This window comes from Streptomyces sp. NPDC051051, assembly GCF_040682975.1.
GTDB lineage: Bacteria > Actinomycetota > Actinomycetes > Streptomycetales > Streptomycetaceae > Streptomyces.
This window is the reverse complement of sequence record NZ_JBFBCB010000062.1, coordinates 1-20242: the sequence shown is the minus strand read 5'-3', so window position 1 is coordinate 20242 and position 20242 is coordinate 1. Positions and strand designations below refer to the sequence as shown.

Sequence of the window (20242 nt, the reverse complement as noted above, 5' to 3'; positions counted from 1 at the left end):
TCGGCCCTGACATCACCAGCCAGTCCAGTGCTCGTTCGGCCATCTCGGCAGCGTCGGGATCGAGCAGCCCGCGCAGGACGACCGGGACATCGACCGGGCAGCCGGGAAGGGACGACCACTCCACGTCCTCGCACCCTTCCAGTGCCGGATGCGGAGAAGCCTCTTGTCCCAGGTGCGGGTGGGCCGCCGTCAGGGCTGCGGCCGCGGCCGGCGCCGTGGCCTCGTGATCCACTTTGCACACGTCGTGGCTCCTGTCCGCCCACTGGCGCCGTACCGGCGGACTTCGACCGCATGGACGCCACGAGTCTACGCACGCCCCACCTTCAGGGGCGTCGCGCACGGACATCCCTGTGCAGGGGCGTCACAGCAACCGTCGGATGTCGCCGCGGACCCGGTAGAAGCCGCCTGCCGCCGTGTGCAGGGCGTCCACGACGTAGCGTGCTCCGGGCTCCCGTATCGCCCGCGGGAACTGGACGTTCAGCGCTGGATCGTAGCCCTCGGACACCACGTGCACCCGGACGCGCCCCGCCTCGCTGACGCACTCCACGACGACCGCCCCCGCCGGGGCCCGGGTGACGGTGGTCACCGCGCCCGCGGCCGTGGCCGGCTCGTAGGTCGGCAGGGCCGCGGCGAGCTTGACGTCCCGCGCCACCGGCACCGTGCCCTGCTGCGCCGCGGAGACGGCCGCCTCGCTCGCGTCCACGCACACCAGCGAACCGTCCGTGGTCACCAGGTACAGCCGCTCGTCGCGGTACTGCATCGACAGCGCGGAACCGCCACCGGTGCCGAGCTTCCACAGGCGTGTGCCGTCCTGGTCGAAGCAGTAGACGGACGAGGCCGCGTCGCCCGCGAAGACGAACTGCCCGCCGGGTGAGGTGGCGCACGAGTACACCGCGCTGTCGCACGCGTACGTGGCCTCGATCGCGCCGGTCCGCTTCGACAGCCGCTGGACCACCTTGTGGGCGGTGCCCGCGTACACGACGTCGTCCTCCTGCCAGCCGAACAGGACACCGCCCCGGGTGGACGTGTGCCACAGTTCCCGGCCGCCGTCCGGCGCGTAGGCCGTGACGCCCCGGTGGTGGCCGTGGTAGACGGCCTGGTCGTCGGCGCGGACCATCCAGGCGTGCTCGCCCTGGCTGCGGCGGGACCACTGGTGCTCGTCCTCGTGGTCGATGACAGTGAGCCGACCCTCGCGGTCGGAGACGTCCAGGACGCCCTCGTGGATGTCGAGCCAGAAGATGTCGACGTCCGCCGCGATGTCGTAGGCGGCGAAGGGCAGCTTGGAAGACAGGTCGTACACCTTGCCGTCGTCACAGCCGGCATAGATCCAGAAGTCGTCGGCCACCAGGCACTTCACGCCGTCCGGCAGGCTGAAACGGGCCAGCGTGTTGCCGTCGTGGTCCAGGGTGTACACGTCGCCCGCCTGGTTGCCGACCCAGCAGCTCTCGCTGTCGATGTGGATACCGAACGCCGAGGAGCCGGTGGCGAACCGCCACAGCACGGGGGCGACGGCGCGCGCGGTGGACGGGGCCGAGACCACCTGACGCCGGGTCACCGCGCGCGGGGCACGCTGCCCCGGAACGGCCGGGGCGTATCCCCTGCGGACCTTCTCGCCGACCTTCTTCGCGGCCGCGGCGCGCGCTTTCTCCGCCGTGGGGAACGTCGTCGTCTGGGTCTGTCCGCCGGAGCCGATCCGCCCGTAGCGCACCGTCACCACCTGTCCGTCGACGGTCACTTCGTAGAACTTGTGCGCACCGTCACCCTCCTGCGACAACTCCAGATACGTCGTCGACCCCGCGGACCCGGCAGACATGGCACACCCCTCCCCACAGCGGACCCCTGGCCTTTCCAGCGGGTCTCACTGCTCACACCGTAGGAGGAGCCACTGACAATCGCCCCGCGTCGACGACCCCGGCAGATGCCCCCCAATGTGCTTGACGCGCGCCGTTCCGCCATGGGTCACTCTCCACATCGGGGGCTCCACCGCGGACAGGCAGCGGTTTCGGCTCGGGCCCCGGGAAGGACCGGCGAACATGGTGGTTTCGACCGTACACACGTCCCTACCCACGAAACGGCAGCCCTGTGGACATCGTTGACCTCGCTGCACTGGGTGAGTCCTTCACCCGCGATCCCTATCCCGTGTACGCCGACTTACGGACCCGAGGCGCGGTGCACCGCATCCGGATGCCGGAAGGAGGCGCGGAGGCCTGGCTCGTCGTCGGGTACGAGGCCGGGCGTGCCGCACTCGCGGACCCCGGACTCTCGAAGGACTGGAGCAAGGCATCCCCCTCCTTGCCGCTGGGCGCCATCTCCGCCGGCCCGCACATGCTCAGGGCCGACCCGCCGGACCACACGCGGCTGCGCAAACTGGTCGCCCGGCAGTTCACCGCGCGCCGGGTGGAGGAACTCGCCCCGAGCATCCGGAAGACCACCGACGCGCTGCTGGACCGGATGCTCGCCGCCCCCGACGGACGCGCCGACCTCGTCGAGGCGCTGTCCTTCCCGTTGCCGATATCCGTGATCTGCGAACTCCTCGGCGTACCGGACCTGGACCGCGAATCCTTCAGGACCTGGTCGAACGACGCCCTCAGCGCCACCGATCCCGAAGAACGCAAGGCAGCGGCGACCGCGATGGCGCGGTACATGGCGGAGCTGGTGGAGGGCAAGCGGAAACAGCCCGGCGACGACCTCCTGAGCGCGCTGATCCACGGCTCCGACGAGGACGGGGACCGGTTGTCCCGCGAGGAACTCCTGGGCATGGCCTGGCTCCTGCTCGTGGCCGGCCACGAGACCACCGTGAACCTCATCTCCAACGGCGTCCTCGCCCTGCTCACCCACCCGCGGCAACTCGCCGCCCTGCGCGCGGACCTCTCCTCCATCGACGCCGCGGTCGAGGAGATGCTCCGCTACGAGGGTCCTCTGGAGACTCCCACGTTCCGCTTCACCACCGAGCCGGTGACGATCGGCGGCACGGTCGTCCCGGGCGGCGGCGAACTCGTCCTGATCGCCATGGCCGACGCCAACCGCGACCCCGCCCGCTTCCCCTCACCCGACCGCTTCGACATCTCCCGCGACGCCCGCGGCCACCTGGCGTTCGGCCACGGCATCCACCACTGCCTGGGAGCTCCGCTGGCCCGCCTGGAAGCGCGGATCGCGGTCAGGTCGCTGCTGGAACGCTGCCCCGACCTGACCCTGGACATCCACCCGGCGGCGATCATCTGGCGACCGGGAATGATGATCCGCGGCCCGCGAAGCCTGCCTGTACGTTTCACCGGGTGACCGGTACGCGGCAACGCTTCTGACGGGGAGGGCGAAGACGCTCTGCGACGACGGAAGGACGCGCCACTCCTGGCGGCCCGGGACGCGGGCGGCGACACCGATGACGGGACAAGAAGTGGGCAGACCCCGGCGACCTGCTGATCGGCGTGGACCCCCGCCGAGGGCGGTGGCCTCCTCGACCAGGGCGGGAAAACGCTCGTAAGGCAGGGAACGGGGGTTGAACTGCGGGGTCTCGGCGCCGGTGGGGTTGAACACCACTGACAACACCGCCGCAAGGGCACGGGGGGTGTGGTCGTTCCCCGGGGCGCAGGACACGCCGCGGCAGTCCGGTGCCGGGTGGTACCACACCTGGTCGGTCCACCGGCCCCCCGGCATCGCGGCCTCCGGCGGCGCCGATTTCGTGCCGGTGATCCGGGGTGCCGCGAGCGTCACCCCGCAGGGCAGGGCTTTCCGCACGGCACCGTGACCCAGTCGGAAGTCTGCCGCCGGCCCGGCCCACAGCCAAGCCCTTCACCAAGCTCATTCTGAAACGATCAGTCAGGGGGTGGTGCGGCCGGCGATGTCTCCGCCGGGGTCGTCGGCCAACGCGATCACGGCTGTGACGCGTTTGCCGACCGGTTCCCGGCGTACTTCGTAGGCCTGGCTGACGGCGAGGGTGATCTCCAGGCCGTGGCGGCCGACGCGCCGGGGATCGGTGGCGGCGACGTCCGGCAGGGCCGGGTCGCTGTCCCACACCGACACCCTCACCGCGCCGTCGCTGATCTGCAGGTCGAGCATGACGGGGCCGGGTGCGTACTTCACCGCGTTGGTGACCAGCTCGCTGACGACCAGCTGCGTCATGCCCATCGCCCGCTCGGAGACCGGTAGCCCGTGCACGGCCTGCACCTCGGTCAGGAAGCCGGTCGCCAGGCGCCGGGCCGCCCCGATACAGGAAGGGGCGCCGTCGTAGGCGGCAGACGCAGACAGCGAATGGTCGTCCCCCGTTTTCTGTCCCTCGTCTCCTGCGGCCTGCTCCATACGCCCGCCCCGTCTCGCGTGATCGTCACACGAACTTCACGTTGTGTCCGCGAAGCATCGCACGGCCCCCCTCCCGGCTGCCCTGCCTCAGGCGCTTTCAGCCTGACCTGACACGATTGACACCGTGCTGGGACATTCGTTTGCGTGGACAGCGGCTTCGCAGTGGTGAGTGCCTGTCACGGACCGGACCTGACGGAGACGGTGTGAGCCAGGCCCTTCTGACCGTCGCCCAGCGCACCACCGCCGACGGTGTACGCGTTGTCGCCCTGGCCGGGAACATCGACCACACCACAGCCCCGCCTTCCACCGGGCGCTGACCCGGCAGGGCGGCTTTGCCCCGCACACGGTCGTCGACCTCCGCGACGTCACCTTCATGGACTGGACTCCGGCGGCATCAAGGTTCTCGTCGCCGCCAAGCCGCCCGAGAGGAATAGCGGCGTCGACAGGAGCAGGAAGCGACGACTGGCCAGGTCGGTCGTCGGTGTGGAGTCCGTCGCCCTCGAACGGCGCCTGTGCAGAGCGAAGTCCGAGCAGCAGGCCACCTTGGAGGGCTTCGACTTCGACGCCTCCCCGAAGCTTTCCGCCGCCCAGATCCGTGACCTCGCGGTCTTGCGCCGGCTCCACTCCGGTCATCATGAACGGTCCCAGCCACCGCCCCGACAAACGGCCCCGGAACTCGACCGATCCCACCGCCCCGCCGCTGCGTCAGCCAGCTGCCGGGCCTTCGTCCTGTCCGGGCGAGTCCCCGGATGCGACGTGGTGGCATGATCTTCTCCGACCACTGCTCAGTTGGAGAGGATCATGCTGCATCTGCTGTCACTGCACTACACAGCCTCGGAACAGGAGGCGGAACCGTTCGTCCGTGACCACGTCACCTTTCTGGAACGGCACCACCAGGACGGCACCTTCCTGGTCTCCGGCCAGACCGTCCCCACTTCGATCGGCGGCGTGATCATCGCCCGCGGCGTGGACCGCACGACCATTGAGCAGATCGCGGCGCAGGACCCCTTCGTCCTCAACAACGTCGCGGAATACGCCATCACGACCGTCACCCCCGGGCGAGTGCACCCCGACTTGAGTCCCGTGCTGAGAACGGACTGTTGACGTTCACCGGTCCCGTCGCCTGTCCCGCTCACCGTTCCCGGTACGGCTGGACGCTGAGCTCAGCGTCCAGGACGGCTGAGTGAAGACAGGCCCCACAGTTCGGCGATGCGACCGTCCCGCACTCGGAAGATCTCCATCATCGAGGGGAGGGCCTGTTCTTCAACTCCCGCCGGGATGCCGTGCAGGCTCGTACGGACTGCGGCTTTGTCCGCATCCACCAACATGTCCTCGACGATGACCTGAACGTCCGGGAACGTGGTGTGGAGCCCGCTCCACGCCTTCACGACGCTGTCGACGCCAACGGTGCCCAACGGATGGCTCACGAAGTCGGCCGAGAAGATCGACCTTGCCGCCGTGAGGTCAGTCATCGTACGGGGGGCACCGGTATCCGGTCGAGGTGATCTCCCACTACTGCTGCCGGCGTACCCGACGACTCCTTCGACGCCGAGCGTGGTCAGGATGATGCCCGCCACGAGGGGGAAGTGCGCGTAGCCGTAGGCGTTGACCGTGATGCTGACGCGGAGCTGGCCCCGCGTCTCGTCCAGCCGGTGCTCCACCAGCAGGCTGACCATTCTGACCGACCCGGCAGGTGAGCGGCGGCAGGCGGCCCTTGGCGTGCTCCGGACCCCGGCAAGGTGCCCGTTGCCTCGCGGGTCGGGTTGCCGTTTCACGGCCGAGGTGGCGTGGCGCGGCGGGCAGGTCATTCGGCCGCCCGCCGCCGGGACGGACGTACCTCCTCGATGTCGAGGCGCCGCTGCACTTGACGCAGCACGGTGCCGTCGATGCGGTCCTCGTCGCGCAGCCGCACGACGGTGGCACCCAGGTGGTCCGCTGGTATGAAGCCGACAAGTCGTACTCGAGCCGGAGACGTTCAGTCTCCGGGGGCGGGTGGCGCGGTGACGAGTTCGCCGGTCAGGCAGTTGTTGACCATGGCCAGGAGCTCCTGGTCCGTGAGACCGAGCTCGCGGGCCTGGGCGATGAGGCCGTGCACGGCCTCGGTGAGCCGCGCCTGGTCCGCGACGCCGGGCGCCGCGGTGATCACCGCGCCCCGGCCACGGCGCAGCTCGATCAAGCCCTCGTCACGCAGTCGCTGGTAACCGCGCAGAACCGTGTGCACGTTGACGCCCAGCGACTCGGCGACCTCGCGGGCAGGCGGCAGTCGCTCACCGGGGGCCGCCGTGCCGTTGACGATCGCCCCCCGTACACAGGCGGCGATCTGTTCGCCCAACGGCACGGGAGAGCCGGAAAGCACCCGAAACAGCATCCCTACTCACGCTCCACGTGACGATTGACCAAGCCGTTGATCAGCGCGGCCGCGGTAGTCGAGTCGTCGACGGTGACCACGTATTCGCGTTCCCCCACCGTGCGGACCGAGAGCGCCTCTCCCGAACGCAACACCACGCCCCGCCGGTTCGGGCGTATCCGGTAGCCCCAGCCGCCGAAGTCCCCCATGGCGTTGACCTGGATGCTGCTGGCGCTGACGATGCTGCCGAGCGGCAGGACCAGCCGGGGCCTGGGCAAGACCGTAGAGGCAACTTTGAGTCCGCGCCGGTCGACGGTGACCCGGGCACCGGTGAACGGTGCGCAGGCCATACCGAGGACGAGTGGCAGCAGTCCTGCCTGCCACGGACCGAACGCCACGACGAACAGCCCGCAGAGCGTGACGACGCCGGCCGGTAACAGCAGCGCGCGGGAGGCGATGGTGCGGCTCCAGGCCGCAGCCTCGCCCTCGGCCAGCGGCAGCGAGGGAGTCGGTGGTGCGGGCGCCGGGCGCGGCCCGGTGCCCGTCAACCACCAGGCCAGCGCGCCGGTGGCCACGCCCGCGAGCAGCAGCACGGCCACATGCCACATCGGCAGTTGCACATCAGCCGGGTCCTGGACGTCCGTGTTGACAAGGACGGTGAGGGCCAGCGGATAGCCGAGGGTGACGGCAGTGCCGGCACCGACTGCGGCGGTCAGCCTCGACCCCCAGCCCTCCTTGGCGGCCAAGGTCAGGACCGTGAACAGCAGCCCGAGACCAAGGAGCAGCCCACCGCCGAACCACAGTGCGGCGGTCCGGCTCGTGAAGCCGTCAGCCCCGCCGTCCCCCGAGAAATGGGTGGCGATCCGCCCGGGCAGCCGGTCGTAGCTTGCCAGGAAGATACCGGCGTAGGCGGCGGTAGCGATGCCGAACGGAACGGCCGTCAGGGTGCATCTGCGGATGGCGGTCATCTGGCTCCCTCGCATCATTGTTCTTATCCAAATAGAACAATGGCACTCTACGGCGGCAGAGAGTTCAGACACAGGCGCTGACCTCGACCGGGCCGCTTCCCACACGCGTCGGCGCCGGCCGACGCCGCGGTCGCGGGGGGCCGGGGGAGGCCCGGGTACCGGCCGTCCATGAGGCGCAGCGCCTGCCCATGCCGCGCCTGGAGTACCTGCAGAGCCTGTGGGACCACCCGGCACGCGGATCACGCTGGTGCTGTGCTGTGCTGTGCGGGCGAGACGGCGACCGGCCACGCCGGACGCATCGAAGGCGTCCTCGGCGCCGGAGAGCGGGCAGCGCGAGCCGTCCTGGGCCTTCCCTCTTGTCGCCGCCGCCGCCGAAGCTGAGGGATCGAGACTTACGAGGCCGACTACTCATGTGCGTTGTGGTCAGAGTTGCTCGGCCTAACGCCACGTTCGGGCTGGCTCATCTCGGCCCGCACCGCATCGAGGGAGAGGTCGAGGACATCGGCGATCGTCGCGATGGTCGGGAAGGCGGGGGTGGCCGCGCGGTCCGTCTCGATCTTTCGGAGGATCTTCGGTGAGACACGTGTGGCAAGGGTGGTGTCGAGCATCGGGCGTTCTCCCCTTGCCCGACGGAGGAGGGCGCCGAGGCGCCGGCCGCGTTCGGCCTCTGCTGGAACGAGCGGCAGCCCGACCATGACCCCGATTCCATTACCGGTATAGTAATGACGGTATAGTTATTGGTTGAAGAGGGAAGCGCCCCATGATCGAGATCTTGAACCCCACCCTGCTGGCCCGAGCAAGAGACACAGGCGCCCTCGTCGCCGACATCCTGCACACGCTGAAGAGCCGCACCGTGATCGGCACGAACCTGCTGGACATCGACCGGTGGGCCAAGGCCATGATCGTAGAGGCGGGCGCTACGTCCTGTTACGTCGACTACGAGCCGTCCTTCGGACGCGGCCCGTTCGGCCACTACATCTGCACGGCCGTCAACGACGCCGTGCTCCACGGACGGCCGTACGACTACACACTCGCCGACGGCGATCTGCTGACACTCGACCTCGCCGTCTCCCAGGGCGGAGTCGCAGCGGACGCCGCCATCAGCTTCATCGTGGGCGACGCAAAACACCCGGAGAGCGTCGCGATGATCAGCGCAACCGAACGCGCGCTGACCGCAGGGATCGCCGCTGCCGGGCCCGGGGCTCGCATCGGCGACATCTCCCATGCCATCGGCACAGTGCTCAGCGAGGCGGGGTACCCGATCAACACCGAGTTCGGAGGCCACGGCATCGGATCGACGATGCACCAAGACCCGCACGTTTCGAACACCGGACGGCCTGGCCGTGGGTACAAACTGCGCCCTGGACTGCTGCTGGCGCTGGAGCCGTGGGTCATGGCGGACACCGCTCAACTCGTCACCGATGCCGACGGGTGGACGCTCCGAAGTGCGACAGGCTGTCGGACAGCACACAGCGAGCACACGATCGCCATCACCGACGACGGAGCCGAAATCCTCACTTTGCCCAAGCAAGCGCATCCGTGAGGTCGGAGCCCCTGTTGTTCCTCTCCAAGCGCCCCGCGGGCATGTGAGTGGTCTACGATCCGTCTTCAAACGGATCTTGCCCAGAGCGGGAACGACGGGAGACTGACCGCTGCTTGACAGGAAGTGACGGTCTTTTCTTGTCCGGTGGCGATTCACGGAAGCTCTTGAGGCAGTTGAAGCAGTGCTCGACGATCGAGCTGGAACCGCCCGTCCGCAGCGCGCCTCGGCAACTGCAGGCGGAGGCCCGTACGGGGCTCAGTACCCCGCCGCCCTCTACGGTGGTCGGCAAGACCCCCGACCGCCGTCCCGGTGCCGGTGCCGGGGCGGGGGCCGGCCTTGTGCAGCCGGTCGGCGGTGTGCCGCTGCTTGGGAGACCTCGACATCGCCGCGGCGTCGGCGGCTGCACGTCACACCTCAAAGCCGGCCGACCTGGTTGCCGGGGCGCACCGCCGCCACCCGGGCGACGACGCGGTGCTGGTGGCCGTGCAGTTGTCGACCGGCCCGCGAGGCGCCGCCCGGGTTGCGTCCAACTCGACCGATCAGCGTCGTCGGCGCTCCCATGGACTCGTCCGGCTTGCCGGCGGCGTGCCCGTCACCTGTGCTTCGTCCCGCTGCACCACGAGACCGAGGCCGACCGGTACCCGGCCCGGCGCCCCGCCGCCGGCATGCCCGGCGCGACGGGCTCGGTCAGGACCGCGTGAAGATCCACTCGTGGTTGTTCTGGCCTTCCGGGGCGCAGGGCCAGATGATCAGGTCGCGCGTCTTGTCGTCGGTTCCGTAGGAGTCCAGGCACTGGTTGTTGCTGGCGGCGTTGCGTATCCAGAACGTTCCGTCGGACTGCTTGTCCAGCCACCACAGCTGGTTGTCGTTCGTGGTGCCGTCGCAGGGAAACTCCGTGACCTTGGTAGCCCCTCCGACGCCTTGGTAGCCGGGCAGGTCCAAACACATGCTGTCCATGACGTTGCGTATCTGGAAGAGCGGTACCCCGCCAGGGCCGGCCTTGTCGTAACGCTTCTCGACGTTCCACAGCTGGTTGTCGTCCGTGTTGCTGTTACAGGTGGCATGCGTCACCGGCCCGTCCGGTTGGCCGCTGGTGAAGCCAGGGACATCGACGCAGGTGTGATTGGTGTTGTTCTTGATCAGCACTCTGGTCAGGACGTTCGGCAGATTGCTCGGCGCCTTCTTCACGACGGCCTTTGTACTCCGGCTCGGCGAAGGGCTGGGCTCCGCGGCGGTTGCGGCGGTTGTGGCGGGCGCCGCGGGCTTGTCCGCAGTCGGCGTTGCGGACGCCTTCTTCTTCGCGTCCTTCTTGTCCTTCTCGGTCTGCGTGGGGGAGGGGGACTGGGTGGCGAAGATGCCGGCCGGGTCTTTGGCCGTGTCCAGGACGGTGTCGGAGCCCGCGGTGTCGGCCGCCTTCTTCTCCTCGTCCTTGTCGTTCGCCGTGATCAGCAGCGGCACAGCGATCAGGAGCGCTCCTACTACGGCGGCACCGGCGAGCACGGGCTTACGGGGGCGGCCGGCCCCGCTCTGGCCGGAGCTGGTCGCGCCACCGTCATCCACGGCGGTCGCGACGGTCTTGCGCTGCCCCTTGGCCGCTGCCGCGGACAGGCCCTGCGCGCCATTCACCTTGTTGGCGCCTACGCCCTCGGCGCCGGCCGCAGCGACCTTCTCGTCCCCGTCGGCATTCACGTCGCCGCTCGCGGTCTCAGCGGCCGTCGCCTCGGCGCTGTTGGTGCCCTGAGGGTTTTCTCCGGTGGATGCCTCCTCGGTGTCACCTGCAGCACCCGTCCGCCCCATGGCCGCAGCACCGGCGTTCGGCCCGCCCGTGAAACCGGTGGGCAGGGCTCCTTCGTCAGTGCCGGCCCCCGTCCCCGCTTCGGTCGCTGCAGTCCTTCCCGCACTGGCGCCTTCCGGCACTGAGGCAGTCGAGGACTTCCCGGCTCCGCTGAGGAGTACCTTGACGGCCTCGGCGTCGGGCGTCGCAGTTGCCCGCTCGGGGGCAGTGGGCTCGCTGGACGCCTGCTGCTGGTCAGACATGTACTCTCCATACCTTTCTTCTCAGGCTTGGCCGGAAAGCGCGCGTGGATCGCCGGGTGGCGCCGGGCGTCGACGGCACCTGTGAAGAGGGGGAACACGCCCTTCTTGACGCCGGCGATCGAGTGACACGCCGACCGGGACGGCGCTTCCCAGGCGGGGCGGGCTTGACCGGCCTGTGTGAAGATGAATCACGGCTGGGAAAAGCTTAGTTGATGGTGCATGGGGTCATGTCGCCGCCGTCATTGCCGGAGGTTTCCCGGCGGGACCATCGTCGAGCCGACCGGCTTGGTCAGGGTGTCGATCCGGCGGACCCGCCAGGTATCCCCGGGCCCTACCGCCCTCGGGCCTGCTCCAGGTTCGACCGGTGGGGGCCGGAGAGCCAGTCCGCATGCGGCCCCAGACGCGCGTCGACCGGTTCCTCTCCTCGCCGGAGCGCGTCGATGTAGGCACGATCGGCGGCGAGGCGGGCCGCAGTCTCGGGACCTTCGGCAATGGCGCCGTGGCCGGGGACCACGACATCAACGTGCCCGGCGGCCTCACCCAGCCGGTCGAGCGCGGCCTCGTAGGCTCCCACCTGATCATCTTGGCGAGAGTCGAAGAGCGGGATCAGGACGTCGGAGAGCATGTCGCCGGCGAGCAGGACGCCACGGTCCGCGAGGAGGACCGCGGCGTGGCCGACAGCGTGCGCTTGATGCCCGATGATCTCGCCCGGCACCGGTCCGCCGTCCCCGGGCAGCGGGGTGATCAGCGCGATCAGGTCGAGAGGGATGCCGGACGCGCTCTCCGCCGCCATAGCCTGCGCCCGCTCTCGGGCTCGACTGGCAACGTGGGTGGCGGCAGGGGTGGCGTAGCGCGGCACGTCGCCGAACCGGGAATGCCAAAGCAGATGGTCCCAGTGAGGATGGGTGGAGAACCCGGCGACCACCGGAATGCCGAGCCGGTCCACGTCATCGGCGAGCCGGCTCAACTCGGAGCCATCGATGCCGGGATCGATCAGGATCAACCCATCCTCCCCGCACACCGCGATGGAATTGGTCCAGACCCACGCGCTCTGCCGGACCCAAACACCGTCGGCCACCTGATTCAGCTTGCCCATCTCCACTCCAATCGGTTGGTCACAGTGCTGAGACTGCGATCCGCAGCCAAATTCATCGCTTTCAGCGCCCGCTGGGCGCGATGTCGTGGTTGAGGTGAAAGACGTTGTCGCCGGCGTTCAGGTCATTCGCTGATCCGCCTCTGCGGCCCGAAGGGCAAGCACGACCCGGAGCGAGGAGGCGAAACTCCGCACCCGGGAGCTGTTCGCATCCGATGATCTGCTCAAGGAGCGGACCGTGGAGACGATGCTCGCCGGACTCCCGACCCGGCGCTACGAGACGGCGCTCCAGCCGACCGGCGAGCCAGGCATGGACAAGGACATCCACCGCACCCACCTCGGTGGACCACATCCACCGCTCCACCGCAAGATCCGGGATGGGGCCACTTCACCTCGCCCTACCCCTCAACACCCCCGAACGACCGGCCCACCGGGGCCAGTTGAAGTCGTCTTGGTCGGGGCCGCCGAACGCCGCCCCAACCAGACCGGCCGGTAACGCTGATGACCGGTGCCGCCGCGATCGGGGCGGTCGTGCATCTGCCGGCCGCCATCGAGGAGGACCGAGGCCTGGCCTCGATGGCGGCACACCGGCCGACATCAGCTACCGTCTGCTGCCGCCCTGACGGCCCGGCCTCACTTCAGGTGCCGGGCGAAGAACCGGGCCCCGGCGTCGAGCTCGAACTGCGGGACGCCGGTGTGCCCGCCGAGATTGGCGTGCAGGGTCTTCTCCTTGGAGCCGAAGGCGTCGAACAGGTCCAGGGCCGCCTGCCGGTCGTTCCCTTCGTCGTCCCATTGCAGCAGGACATGCAGCGGAATGGTGACCCGGCGGGCCTCTTCGAACATGGCGGCGGGCACGAGACTCCCGGCGAAGAAACCGGCGGCCACGATGCGCGGCTCGACCACCGCCAGCCGGATGCCGATGGAGATCACTCCCCCCTCGTACCCGACCGGGCCGCCGATCTCGGGCAGCGAAAGGAGGGCGTCCAAGGCGGCCTGCCATTCCGGGACCGCTTTTTCGGCCAGTGGGAGGATGAGAGCGTCGACGATCTCGTCGCCGACCGGCCCGCCGGCCTCCATCGCCCGGCGCAGTTCGGCGCGGGCCTGCTCGGCGGCGGCCCAACGGGGCCGTTCACCGCTCCCGGGCAGCTCGATGGTGGCCGCAGCGAAGCCGTACTCCGCCGCGTAGTACCGGGCCCGCCCCGCCAACCGGGGATACATCTTGCGCAGTCCGAGGGGAGGGTGGCCGATCAGGATCAGCGGCGCCGGTGCGGATGCGGACGCGGGCGCCCACAGGATGCCGGGGATCCCGCCGAGGGTGAATTCGCGCTCGAGGACGCCGTCGTCGAGATGCCGTTCAGAAATGAATTGCACGGTCGTGCCTTTCGGGAGTGCTCATGTACAGCGCTCCCGGACGACCTATCGCCCGACCGTGACCCCGGAGGAGAGCACCCATGTCGATACGTTCACGGATACCACCTCCTGGTTCTCTCGCACGGCCTCCGAAAAAGTAGCAGTGGTCGCCGTGGTCTGCCAACGGTTTTTTACGGAGGCTCCGAGGCCCATTGCGAAGGAGCTCACGCACAGCCGACAAGATCCGACGGATCCACAGCCGCTCGCTTGGCACCTGCAGAGAAGGTGTGTTGACCGCACCTTCTCCGGCTCCCTGAGCAGAGCGATCACGGGTCTCAAGGAGAGGACGACGGTCTCACCGCCACGGGCACCGTTGCCTTCCGGAGTCACCACTCCCGCTTTGTGGACATGGCGCAGACCTGACCACACCCGCTGTAGGACCTCACATTCCGTGTCGGAATCTCACTGCTTCTCATTCGCGCTGTCGGAGTCTCGCTGCCTCGCGTGCCGAGCCGCGGCGTTTCCCCCGTACGCGCGGTTTGATCTCCTTTCCCTGGTCCGGTTCCCGCTGTACCTGGCACGGTCGTTTTCGGTAGGTACGCGAAGCCGGAAGCGGCGATGGATCTGGGACTGGCCGATGTCGAGTGGGCTGACGGTGACGGCGGCGGGCTGCGGAAGTCCGTGCCGGAGATGGTGTCCTGGGCCATGTTCCTGCTGGCGGTCGTCTGGAAGGCCAAGCGGCCGCGCCGGGAACAGCCGGTCCCGCCGGGACGGTTGCATCAACCGAGGGACCGGCGCCGCACGCGCGGGGAACACGGAGACCGCAAGATCATCAGCCCCACCAGGATCCGGACCCCAGGAGCGCGGTACGTTCGCCGCACACTCGGACCAAGACGTACTTCTGCAGGAGGACTGTTTCATGACTGACCGACCCTTGACCCTCATGGCAGTACACGCCCACCCCGACGACGAGGCCACCGGAACCGGGGGGGTCCTCGCGCGGTACGCGGCGGAAGGCATCCGCACGGTTCTCGTGACCTGTACCGACGGCGGTTGCGGTGACGGGCCGGGGGGTGTCAAGCCGGGCGATCCCGGGCACGACTCGGCGGGGGTCGCCTTGATGCGCCGTCGAGAACTCGAGGCGAGCTGTGACGTCCTGAAGATCAGCGATCTGGAGACGCTGGACTATGCCGACTCCGGGATGATGGGCTGGCCGAGCAACGACACCCCTGGATCCTTCTGGCAGACCCCCGTGCAGGAAGGCGCGGCCCGACTCGCGGAACTCATGCGGCACTACCGACCTGATGTGGTCGTCACCTACGACGAGAACGGCTTCTACGGCCACCCCGACCACATCCAGGCCCACCGCATCACGATGGCGGCGCTGGAGATGACCGGGCTGACACCGAAGGTGTACTGGACCACGATGCCCCGCTCGATGATGCAGCGGTTCGGCGAGATCATGCGCGAGTTTCATGAGGACATGCCGGAGCCGGATCCTGCCGAGGCCGCCGCGATGGCCGAGATCGGTCTCCCCGACGACGAGATCACCACGTGGGTGGACACCACCGCGTTCAGCGGTCAGAAGTTCGACGCGCTGGCCGCGCACGCCAGCCAGGGCGAGAACATCTTCTTCCTCAAGATGGGCAAGGAGAGGTTCGGCGAGTTGATGGGCACGGAGACCTTCGTACGTGTCCAGGACACCACCGGCGCGGCCGTTCCCGAGAACGATCTCTTCGCCGGACTGCGCTGATGCGCCTGTCCGACCGGCCCGGGAATGCCTCGGTGGAGGGTTGGTCTGCGGTCCTCGGTCTTGTCGCGGAGAAGGAATGGAAACACCAGTACTCCGAGGGAGGGACGGTGCTTCCGGTTCCCCGGGCGGAGTCCGTCAGCAACACCGGGCGCACCAGTTCACCCCCCTGATCCTGCCTCGCACGGTACCGGCCGATGACGACACCGTCGCCGAGCAGTCGAAGAATTACCGGTACTCCACCAACCACCAGGTCGTCATCGACGCCGACACCCGGCCCGTCGCCGTCGCCGTCGTCGGCAGGTCGGCAACAGTGGCCTCCAGCGGGGCGCAGGCGAGGTAGTGGGCGATCTCGTCGGGCCTGCTGATGCTGCGGCGGGCCAGTATCCACCGTTGCCGGGTCGGCTCAGCGCCGTCGAGTTCCCCCACTGCGGGCAGGTGGGCGGCGGCCCAGTCGTAGAACCGTTCGCCCTTGGTTCCCGGCCCCGCCGACAGACGTTGCCGTGCCCCGGGCGGGGTCCGGGCGAGGCATGGTCGATGCGCGGAGCATGGACCTGCTGCCACTTGGGCACGACAACCGGGTAGGAGAGGCCGTGGTCTTCGAGGAGGCGCCGGAGGTGCGAGTCCTGTCCGTAGGCGGAACCCGCGATGACCCAAGCGATGGGGGGCGGGGAGGCCAGGGCTCGAAGGATCATGCCTCGGGTGAGGTTGCCTTCGGTGGCGAAGGCCCGCTCGTCGGGGATGCGGGCCGCTTGGCAGCGTTCCCTGGTCTGGTGGATCTCGTCGAACGGCACCGCGACCAGGTCGTGCAGCACGAACGCCGGCCGCTCGCCAGGCCGGAGCGACTCGAGGACGACGAAGGGCGCGAGCCCGGTCGAGTCGGAGATCACCACGTCGTCCTCGGGAGGAGGACTGTCGTCGAGCGTCACGACGAGTTCGGGCAGAACGTCGTCGTAGGACGTCTGCGAGCGGGTTCGGCCTGATCGCAGGACGTCGAGGTCGATCCGGCCGACCATCGTGGTCAGCCGGTCGGCGAGGTTGTGGTCCGTTTTCTCAACTCACCCGTATGGCCGGTCGGTCGATCAGCCGGTTCGCTGGTCTGCTGCCGGTCAGTCAGCAGGCAGGCCGAACCAGCGGAGGAGTACGGGGCGTGCCTCGTCGGGGGCGTCCTCGGGGTCGCGGGCATAACGCGCGAGCAGAGCCAGGTAGTCGTCGTGGAAGGCGTCCAGCTCACCCTTCGTGAGGTGGACGAGGCTGCGTGAACCCCGCATCCAGCCTTCGGACTTCGCCTGTCCGGCGGTGAACCGCCGGGCGAGCTCGACGTCCTCCTCCATCCTCATCCGGTCCAGCTCGGCCGACATGGCGCGCTCAGCCTCCGTCAGCTCATCCTGGGGCGGTCTGCGGATGTCGAGGCCGCGCACCCCGCGCCACCAGCGCTCACGCCCGGTGGAGCGTTCGGGGATGTCTTCGATGAGTCCGCTGCGCTCCAGCATGCGCAGGTGGTAACTGAGCGTCCCGGTGTTCTCGCCGAGGGCGGCGGCCAGTGTGGTCGAGGTGGCCGGGCCCACCGTGCCGAGGTGGCGCAGGATGCGCAGGCGCAGGGGGTGCGAGAGGGCCTTGAGCACCTCGGGGCTGTCGACCGTGCGCCGCCCAGCGGCTTCCGCTCTCCGCTCATTCGTCATGGCGGCAGTCTAGCCAGAGCACAGCAATTTCTCTGCAGAGCTTTCTCTGCAGAGAAAAATCTGCAATGCTGTAGAGCATGACGCCGAACCGAGTGACCTCGAATCGCACAGTCCGCCGCTTCACACGTGTTGCTGCGGGGGTACTGCTTGCCGGACTCGCCCTGGGCGCCGCACCCGCGCGCGGAGCTGAACGGGCCGCGGATCTGCCCGAGTTCGACTTCTCCGTCTGCCCGACCTTCGATGATCTGCCCGCGGGTGCGGACCCCGGGACCTGGCGTTGCGAGGTCATGCACGCCACGGGGCATTTACGCATGGGCGCCGTCGACGAGCCGCTCACCGGACCTATGAAGATCACCTTCGCGGAAGGCCGTGTGGACGGTGAATTCCGCCAGGTCTTCGGGGGGATGACCGCTGCGCCGATCCGGGTGGGAAGCACTCCGCTGACCCTGATTCCGCAGTACGGCGGCTACTCGGACTTCCTCTCCGACGACACCCGGCGCGGCGAGTTCGACATCAAGTTCGCCATCGGCTCGGCGCGTGGGCTGTCGGCCCCGCCGTCGTCGGGCTGCTCGGTGGGCAGTGATGAGGACGCGGTCCACCTGGTGCTCAAGGACACCGATTCCACCCGGGTGATATCCAAGGAGCCCCTGGTCGTCGCCTTCGGCGCCCAGGACGCGGAGTTCGCCGCCCCGCGCACCGAGGGCTGCGGTCCTTTGAGCCGCGTGCTCGACCGGGTCCTGGGCCTGCCGTCCGCGGCGGGGGCGAACACCTTCGCGATGGATGTCACGGTGGTCATCCGGCCCTACATACAGGCCGATTCGGTTGGGTGACTGTCAATGCCCGTGACCCAAAGGGCACCTTCACCTGCCTCAATACCGCACGTCGTGTCCGCCGGCCTCGGCGATGCGCTCAGCCGCCCACGCGTACTCCATCTGGAGGGCGGTACGGCGGGCGAGTCGTTCGTCGAAGAGCCGGCCCACGAGGTGCAGGCTGGCATCGATGCCCGCGCTGATCCCGGCGGAGGTGACGATGTCGCCGTCGTCGACCCATCGGACGTCGGTGCGTACCCGGACATCGGGCCGGCGTCGGGCCAGTTCCTCCTGATCTTCCCAATGGGTCGTGGCCGGGCGGCCGTCCAGGGCCCCGGTGGCGGCCAGCAGGAAGGCCCCGGTGCAGATGCTGAAAGCCAGCGTGGAGGTCCGCCGGCGCCGGGCCAACCAGTCGATGACGTCCGCGTCCGCCTCGGCCGCCGTAGTGACGCCGCCGGGGATCACCAGCACGTCGAAGGGCGGATCCTCATCGAGGGTATGGTCCGCCACGACCTTCAGTCCTCCGCGGCAGCGGACCGGCTGATCGGTTGCCGCGACCGTCAGCACGCGCAGCAGAGGCTCGTCGTCGGCGGTGCGGGCCAGCCGGCCTGCGGTGCTGAAGACCTCGAAGGGGCCTCCCATGTCGAGTACCTCGACCCCGTCGAAGATGAGCATCCCGAAGGTCAGCGGAGCAATGGTGTCAGGGTTCATATGACAAGACTCGGGCTTCGGGGCGCTGCCCGACAGTGTCGGAAACGGCACCCACCGCTAGAATTCCGTCATGCACCGTCACCGGATCGCCTGCCTCGCCTTCGACGGGATGGCTCCGTTCGAACTCGCCACGGCCGCCGAGGTGTTCGCGGTTCCCCGGCCGGAGCTGGACGTGGACTGGTGGTACCGGTTCGAGTTGTGCGCCGAGACACCCGGGCCGCACCGGGTCGTGGGCGGCTTCGACATCGTGGTGCACCACGGCTTGGACCGACTCCGGTATGCCGACACCGTCATCGTCCCGGGGGGTGTGGACGTGCGTCGCCCCGTCTCTCCGAGAGTCCTGGACGCGCTGCGGGACGCGTACGCGCGAGGAGCGCGAGTGGTGTCCATCTGCAGCGGTGCGTTCGCCCTGGCCGCCGCCGGCCTGCTGGACGGCAAGGAGGCGACCACGCACTGGCGGTACGCCCGTCTGCTCCAGGAGCGCCATCCGGAGGTGACCGTCGACGCGTCAGTGCTCTACGTCGACAACGGGTCCGTCATCACCGGCGCCGGCACGGCCGCCGGTATCGACGTCTGCCTGCACCTCGTTCGCCACGACCATGGCGCCGAGGTCGCCGCGCGCGTGGCCCGCCGCATGGTCGTGGCCTCGCACCGCGAAGGCGGCCAGGCCCAGTTCGCGGAGCGTCCGGTGGGCAAGGTGCCGTCCGACGATCCGATAAGCAACGCCATGCGGTATGCGCTGGACAACCTGCACCGGCGTTTCACCGTCGACGAACTGGCCGGCATCGCACACTTGTCGGTGCGGCAGTTCGAACGCCGCTTCGTCGACGCGGTCGGTCTGCCCCCAGGACGCTGGCTCACACACCAGCGGATCCGCATCGGCGCCGCACTGCTGGAGACCGCGGACCAGCCGATCGACAAAGTGGCCAGCCGGGTGGGCCTGACCGTCGCGGGTTTCCGCCACCACTTCCGGGAAACGATGGGCGTCAGCCCCTCGACCTACCGACGCCAGTTCCGACGCTGACCGACACCGCCGAACGCCGCAAGCCCTTACCGATGCGGCGCCGACGGAATTGGACGCACCGCCGGTGCAGGTCGGGGACGGGTCCGCTGGTGGATCCGGCCGCAAATACAAAGAAATACCAGCGAGGCCGGCAGACGCTCATCCGGACGGACTCCGTCGGCGGCGCCCGCCCACGACTTCGTGTCCTCGCTCGCGAAGCGAGGCCGATGACTGCCCTGCTCTGCCGGCATGGTGATCACCGGCACCGTTCACCACCACCTCTTGAAGATCCCGGCCTCGGCCTGAACGCCGGCTGCAGGGGCTTCTGGCGCCTGCAGCCGGCACTGAGGTTCTTGTTCCGTACGCGACCTCGTGAAGATCCTGGTCGCGGGCCCGTTCGGGGTGGGCAGGACGACCTTGATCGACTCGGTGTCCGAGATTCGGCCGCTGCACCCGAAGCCGATGCCCGGAACGCCGCCCTGCGCAGATGTGGACGCAGGCGTGAAACCGTCCCTGCTGCCGCCAGGTCAGGGCAGCAGAAAGGAAGGTTGCTACCGGTCAGGCGTCGATGATGACGGGGATGATGAGGGGTTTGCGGCGGTGGGTGCGGAAGGCCCAGTTGGCCACGGCGCGGGCGATGAGTTGTTCGAGTT

General features: G+C 68.9%; 19 protein-coding genes and 1 pseudogene. 7 read left to right on the top strand and 13 right to left on the bottom strand.

Going from position 1 to position 20242, the window contains the following annotated elements; all coding sequences use genetic code 11:
• Positions 1–361 precede the first annotated feature (361 nt).
• Complete coding sequence (locus tag AB0N31_RS31940) at positions 362–1813, bottom strand: WGR domain-containing protein (protein WP_366061974.1); 1452 nt, start codon at positions 1811–1813, stop codon at positions 362–364.
• 269 nt (positions 1814–2082) lie between these two features.
• Between AB0N31_RS31940 and AB0N31_RS31935 the strand changes: the two genes are divergently transcribed.
• Positions 2083–3279 carry a cytochrome P450 gene (locus AB0N31_RS31935; RefSeq protein ID WP_366061973.1) on the top strand — a complete coding sequence of 399 codons (1197 nt, stop codon included), beginning with the start codon at positions 2083–2085 and terminating at the stop codon, positions 3277–3279.
• A gap of 537 nt (positions 3280–3816) precedes the next feature.
• Here AB0N31_RS31935 and AB0N31_RS31930 read toward each other — a convergent pair.
• Positions 3817–4296 carry an ATP-binding protein gene (locus tag AB0N31_RS31930; RefSeq protein WP_366061972.1) on the bottom strand — a complete coding sequence of 160 codons (480 nt, stop codon included), beginning with the start codon at positions 4294–4296 and terminating at the stop codon, positions 3817–3819.
• An 801-nt stretch (positions 4297–5097) separates the two neighbouring features.
• On the opposite strand from AB0N31_RS31930, the gene AB0N31_RS31925 reads away from it, so the two are divergent.
• Positions 5098–5400 (top strand): YciI family protein, encoded by a 303-nt coding sequence (locus tag AB0N31_RS31925; protein WP_366061971.1) that lies wholly within the window; start codon positions 5098–5100, stop codon positions 5398–5400.
• A gap of 59 nt (positions 5401–5459) precedes the next feature.
• On the opposite strand, the gene AB0N31_RS31920 is transcribed toward AB0N31_RS31925, so the two are convergent.
• The 4 genes from AB0N31_RS31920 to AB0N31_RS31905 all read right to left on the bottom strand — a co-directional run bounded on the left by AB0N31_RS31920 (position 5460) and on the right by AB0N31_RS31905 (position 8306).
• Positions 5460–5972 (bottom strand): nuclear transport factor 2 family protein, encoded by a 513-nt coding sequence (locus AB0N31_RS31920; RefSeq protein WP_366061970.1) that lies wholly within the window; start codon positions 5970–5972, stop codon positions 5460–5462.
• Between the two features lie 299 nt (positions 5973–6271).
• The gene (locus AB0N31_RS31915) at positions 6272–6664 is read right to left on the bottom strand and encodes a GntR family transcriptional regulator (RefSeq protein WP_366061969.1); all 393 of its coding nucleotides are present in this window, start codon (positions 6662–6664) and stop codon (positions 6272–6274) included.
• 2 nt (positions 6665–6666) lie between these two features.
• Positions 6667–7611, bottom strand: coding sequence for a DUF1648 domain-containing protein (locus AB0N31_RS31910; protein ID WP_366061967.1), 945 nt, complete (start codon positions 7609–7611; stop codon positions 6667–6669).
• Between the two features lie 404 nt (positions 7612–8015).
• On the bottom strand, positions 8016–8306 hold the full coding sequence (locus AB0N31_RS31905) for a transcriptional regulator (RefSeq protein ID WP_366061965.1): 291 nt from the start codon (positions 8304–8306) through the stop codon (positions 8016–8018).
• A gap of 65 nt (positions 8307–8371) precedes the next feature.
• Between AB0N31_RS31905 and map the strand changes: the two genes are divergently transcribed.
• Entirely contained in the window at positions 8372–9154 is a 783-nt protein-coding gene (gene map, locus AB0N31_RS31900) for a type I methionyl aminopeptidase (protein ID WP_366061964.1), read from the top strand.
• Between the two features lie 414 nt (positions 9155–9568).
• Here map and AB0N31_RS31895 read toward each other — a convergent pair whose 3' ends face one another.
• From AB0N31_RS31895 to AB0N31_RS31880, 4 genes are all read right to left on the bottom strand, one after another.
• Complete coding sequence (locus AB0N31_RS31895) at positions 9569–9715, bottom strand: hypothetical protein (protein WP_366061963.1); 147 nt, start codon at positions 9713–9715, stop codon at positions 9569–9571.
• A gap of 126 nt (positions 9716–9841) precedes the next feature.
• Complete coding sequence (locus tag AB0N31_RS31890; RefSeq protein ID WP_366061962.1) at positions 9842–11191, bottom strand: RICIN domain-containing protein; 1350 nt, start codon at positions 11189–11191, stop codon at positions 9842–9844.
• Positions 11192–11522: 331 nt separating this feature from the next.
• A complete protein-coding gene (locus AB0N31_RS31885; protein WP_366061961.1) occupies positions 11523–12287 on the bottom strand; it encodes an MBL fold metallo-hydrolase in 765 nt (254 codons plus the stop codon).
• Between the two features lie 630 nt (positions 12288–12917).
• A complete protein-coding gene (locus AB0N31_RS31880) occupies positions 12918–13655 on the bottom strand; it encodes an alpha/beta hydrolase (RefSeq protein WP_366061960.1) in 738 nt (245 codons plus the stop codon).
• A gap of 898 nt (positions 13656–14553) precedes the next feature.
• Between AB0N31_RS31880 and AB0N31_RS31875 the strand changes: the two genes are divergently transcribed.
• Complete coding sequence (locus AB0N31_RS31875; RefSeq protein WP_366061959.1) at positions 14554–15387, top strand: PIG-L family deacetylase; 834 nt, start codon at positions 14554–14556, stop codon at positions 15385–15387.
• A gap of 254 nt (positions 15388–15641) precedes the next feature.
• Here the strand turns inward: AB0N31_RS31875 and AB0N31_RS31870 are convergent, their stop codons facing one another.
• Together AB0N31_RS31870 and AB0N31_RS31865 are read right to left on the bottom strand one after the other, a co-directional pair.
• Positions 15642–16400 (bottom strand): transposase, encoded by a 759-nt coding sequence (locus AB0N31_RS31870; protein WP_366061958.1) that lies wholly within the window; start codon positions 16398–16400, stop codon positions 15642–15644.
• Positions 16401–16493: 93 nt separating this feature from the next.
• On the bottom strand, positions 16494–17066 hold the full coding sequence (locus tag AB0N31_RS31865) for a helix-turn-helix domain-containing protein (RefSeq protein WP_366061957.1): 573 nt from the start codon (positions 17064–17066) through the stop codon (positions 16494–16496).
• A gap of 77 nt (positions 17067–17143) precedes the next feature.
• Here AB0N31_RS31865 and AB0N31_RS31860 point away from each other — a divergent pair, with 77 nt between their 5' ends.
• Positions 17144–17896 (top strand): hypothetical protein, encoded by a 753-nt coding sequence (locus tag AB0N31_RS31860; RefSeq protein ID WP_366061956.1) that lies wholly within the window; start codon positions 17144–17146, stop codon positions 17894–17896.
• A 39-nt stretch (positions 17897–17935) separates the two neighbouring features.
• Here AB0N31_RS31860 and AB0N31_RS31855 read toward each other — a convergent pair whose 3' ends face one another.
• Entirely contained in the window at positions 17936–18586 is a 651-nt protein-coding gene (locus AB0N31_RS31855; RefSeq protein ID WP_366061955.1) for a DJ-1/PfpI family protein, read from the bottom strand.
• A 70-nt stretch (positions 18587–18656) separates the two neighbouring features.
• Here AB0N31_RS31855 and AB0N31_RS31850 point away from each other — a divergent pair, with 70 nt between their 5' ends.
• Both AB0N31_RS31850 and AB0N31_RS31845 read left to right on the top strand, forming a co-directional pair.
• Positions 18657–19610, top strand: coding sequence for a DJ-1/PfpI family protein (locus tag AB0N31_RS31850; RefSeq protein ID WP_366061954.1), 954 nt, complete (start codon positions 18657–18659; stop codon positions 19608–19610).
• Positions 19611–19838: 228 nt separating this feature from the next.
• Positions 19839–20048: pseudogene (locus AB0N31_RS31845) on the top strand (hypothetical protein); the annotation flags it as partial.
• Positions 20049–20242 lie beyond the last annotated feature (194 nt).

Bases quoted from the DNA above. Each gene is read 5' to 3' on its own strand.
- AB0N31_RS31940 (WP_366061974.1), bottom strand. From the start codon at position 1,813: ATGTCTGCCGGGTCCGCGGGGTCGACGACGTATCTGGAGTTGTCGCAG.
- AB0N31_RS31930 (WP_366061972.1), bottom strand. From the start codon at position 4,296: ATGGAGCAGGCCGCAGGAGACGAGGGACAGAAAACGGGGGACGACCAT.
- AB0N31_RS31925 (WP_366061971.1), top strand. From the start codon at position 5,098: ATGCTGCATCTGCTGTCACTGCACTACACAGCCTCGGAACAGGAGGCG.
- AB0N31_RS31920 (WP_366061970.1), bottom strand. From the start codon at position 5,972: ATGGTCAGCCTGCTGGTGGAGCACCGGCTGGACGAGACGCGGGGCCAG.
- AB0N31_RS31915 (WP_366061969.1), bottom strand. From the start codon at position 6,664: ATGCTGTTTCGGGTGCTTTCCGGCTCTCCCGTGCCGTTGGGCGAACAG.
- AB0N31_RS31910 (WP_366061967.1), bottom strand. From the start codon at position 7,611: ATGACCGCCATCCGCAGATGCACCCTGACGGCCGTTCCGTTCGGCATC.
- AB0N31_RS31905 (WP_366061965.1), bottom strand. From the start codon at position 8,306: ATGGTCGGGCTGCCGCTCGTTCCAGCAGAGGCCGAACGCGGCCGGCGC.
- map (WP_366061964.1), top strand. From the start codon at position 8,372: ATGATCGAGATCTTGAACCCCACCCTGCTGGCCCGAGCAAGAGACACA.
- AB0N31_RS31895 (WP_366061963.1), bottom strand. From the start codon at position 9,715: ATGGGAGCGCCGACGACGCTGATCGGTCGAGTTGGACGCAACCCGGGC.
- AB0N31_RS31890 (WP_366061962.1), bottom strand. From the start codon at position 11,191: ATGTCTGACCAGCAGCAGGCGTCCAGCGAGCCCACTGCCCCCGAGCGG.
- AB0N31_RS31885 (WP_366061961.1), bottom strand. From the start codon at position 12,287: ATGGGCAAGCTGAATCAGGTGGCCGACGGTGTTTGGGTCCGGCAGAGC.
- AB0N31_RS31875 (WP_366061959.1), top strand. From the start codon at position 14,554: ATGACTGACCGACCCTTGACCCTCATGGCAGTACACGCCCACCCCGAC.
- AB0N31_RS31870 (WP_366061958.1), bottom strand. From the start codon at position 16,400: ATGGTCGGCCGGATCGACCTCGACGTCCTGCGATCAGGCCGAACCCGC.
- AB0N31_RS31865 (WP_366061957.1), bottom strand. From the start codon at position 17,066: ATGACGAATGAGCGGAGAGCGGAAGCCGCTGGGCGGCGCACGGTCGAC.
- AB0N31_RS31860 (WP_366061956.1), top strand. From the start codon at position 17,144: ATGACGCCGAACCGAGTGACCTCGAATCGCACAGTCCGCCGCTTCACA.
- AB0N31_RS31855 (WP_366061955.1), bottom strand. From the start codon at position 18,586: ATGAACCCTGACACCATTGCTCCGCTGACCTTCGGGATGCTCATCTTC.
- AB0N31_RS31850 (WP_366061954.1), top strand. From the start codon at position 18,657: ATGCACCGTCACCGGATCGCCTGCCTCGCCTTCGACGGGATGGCTCCG.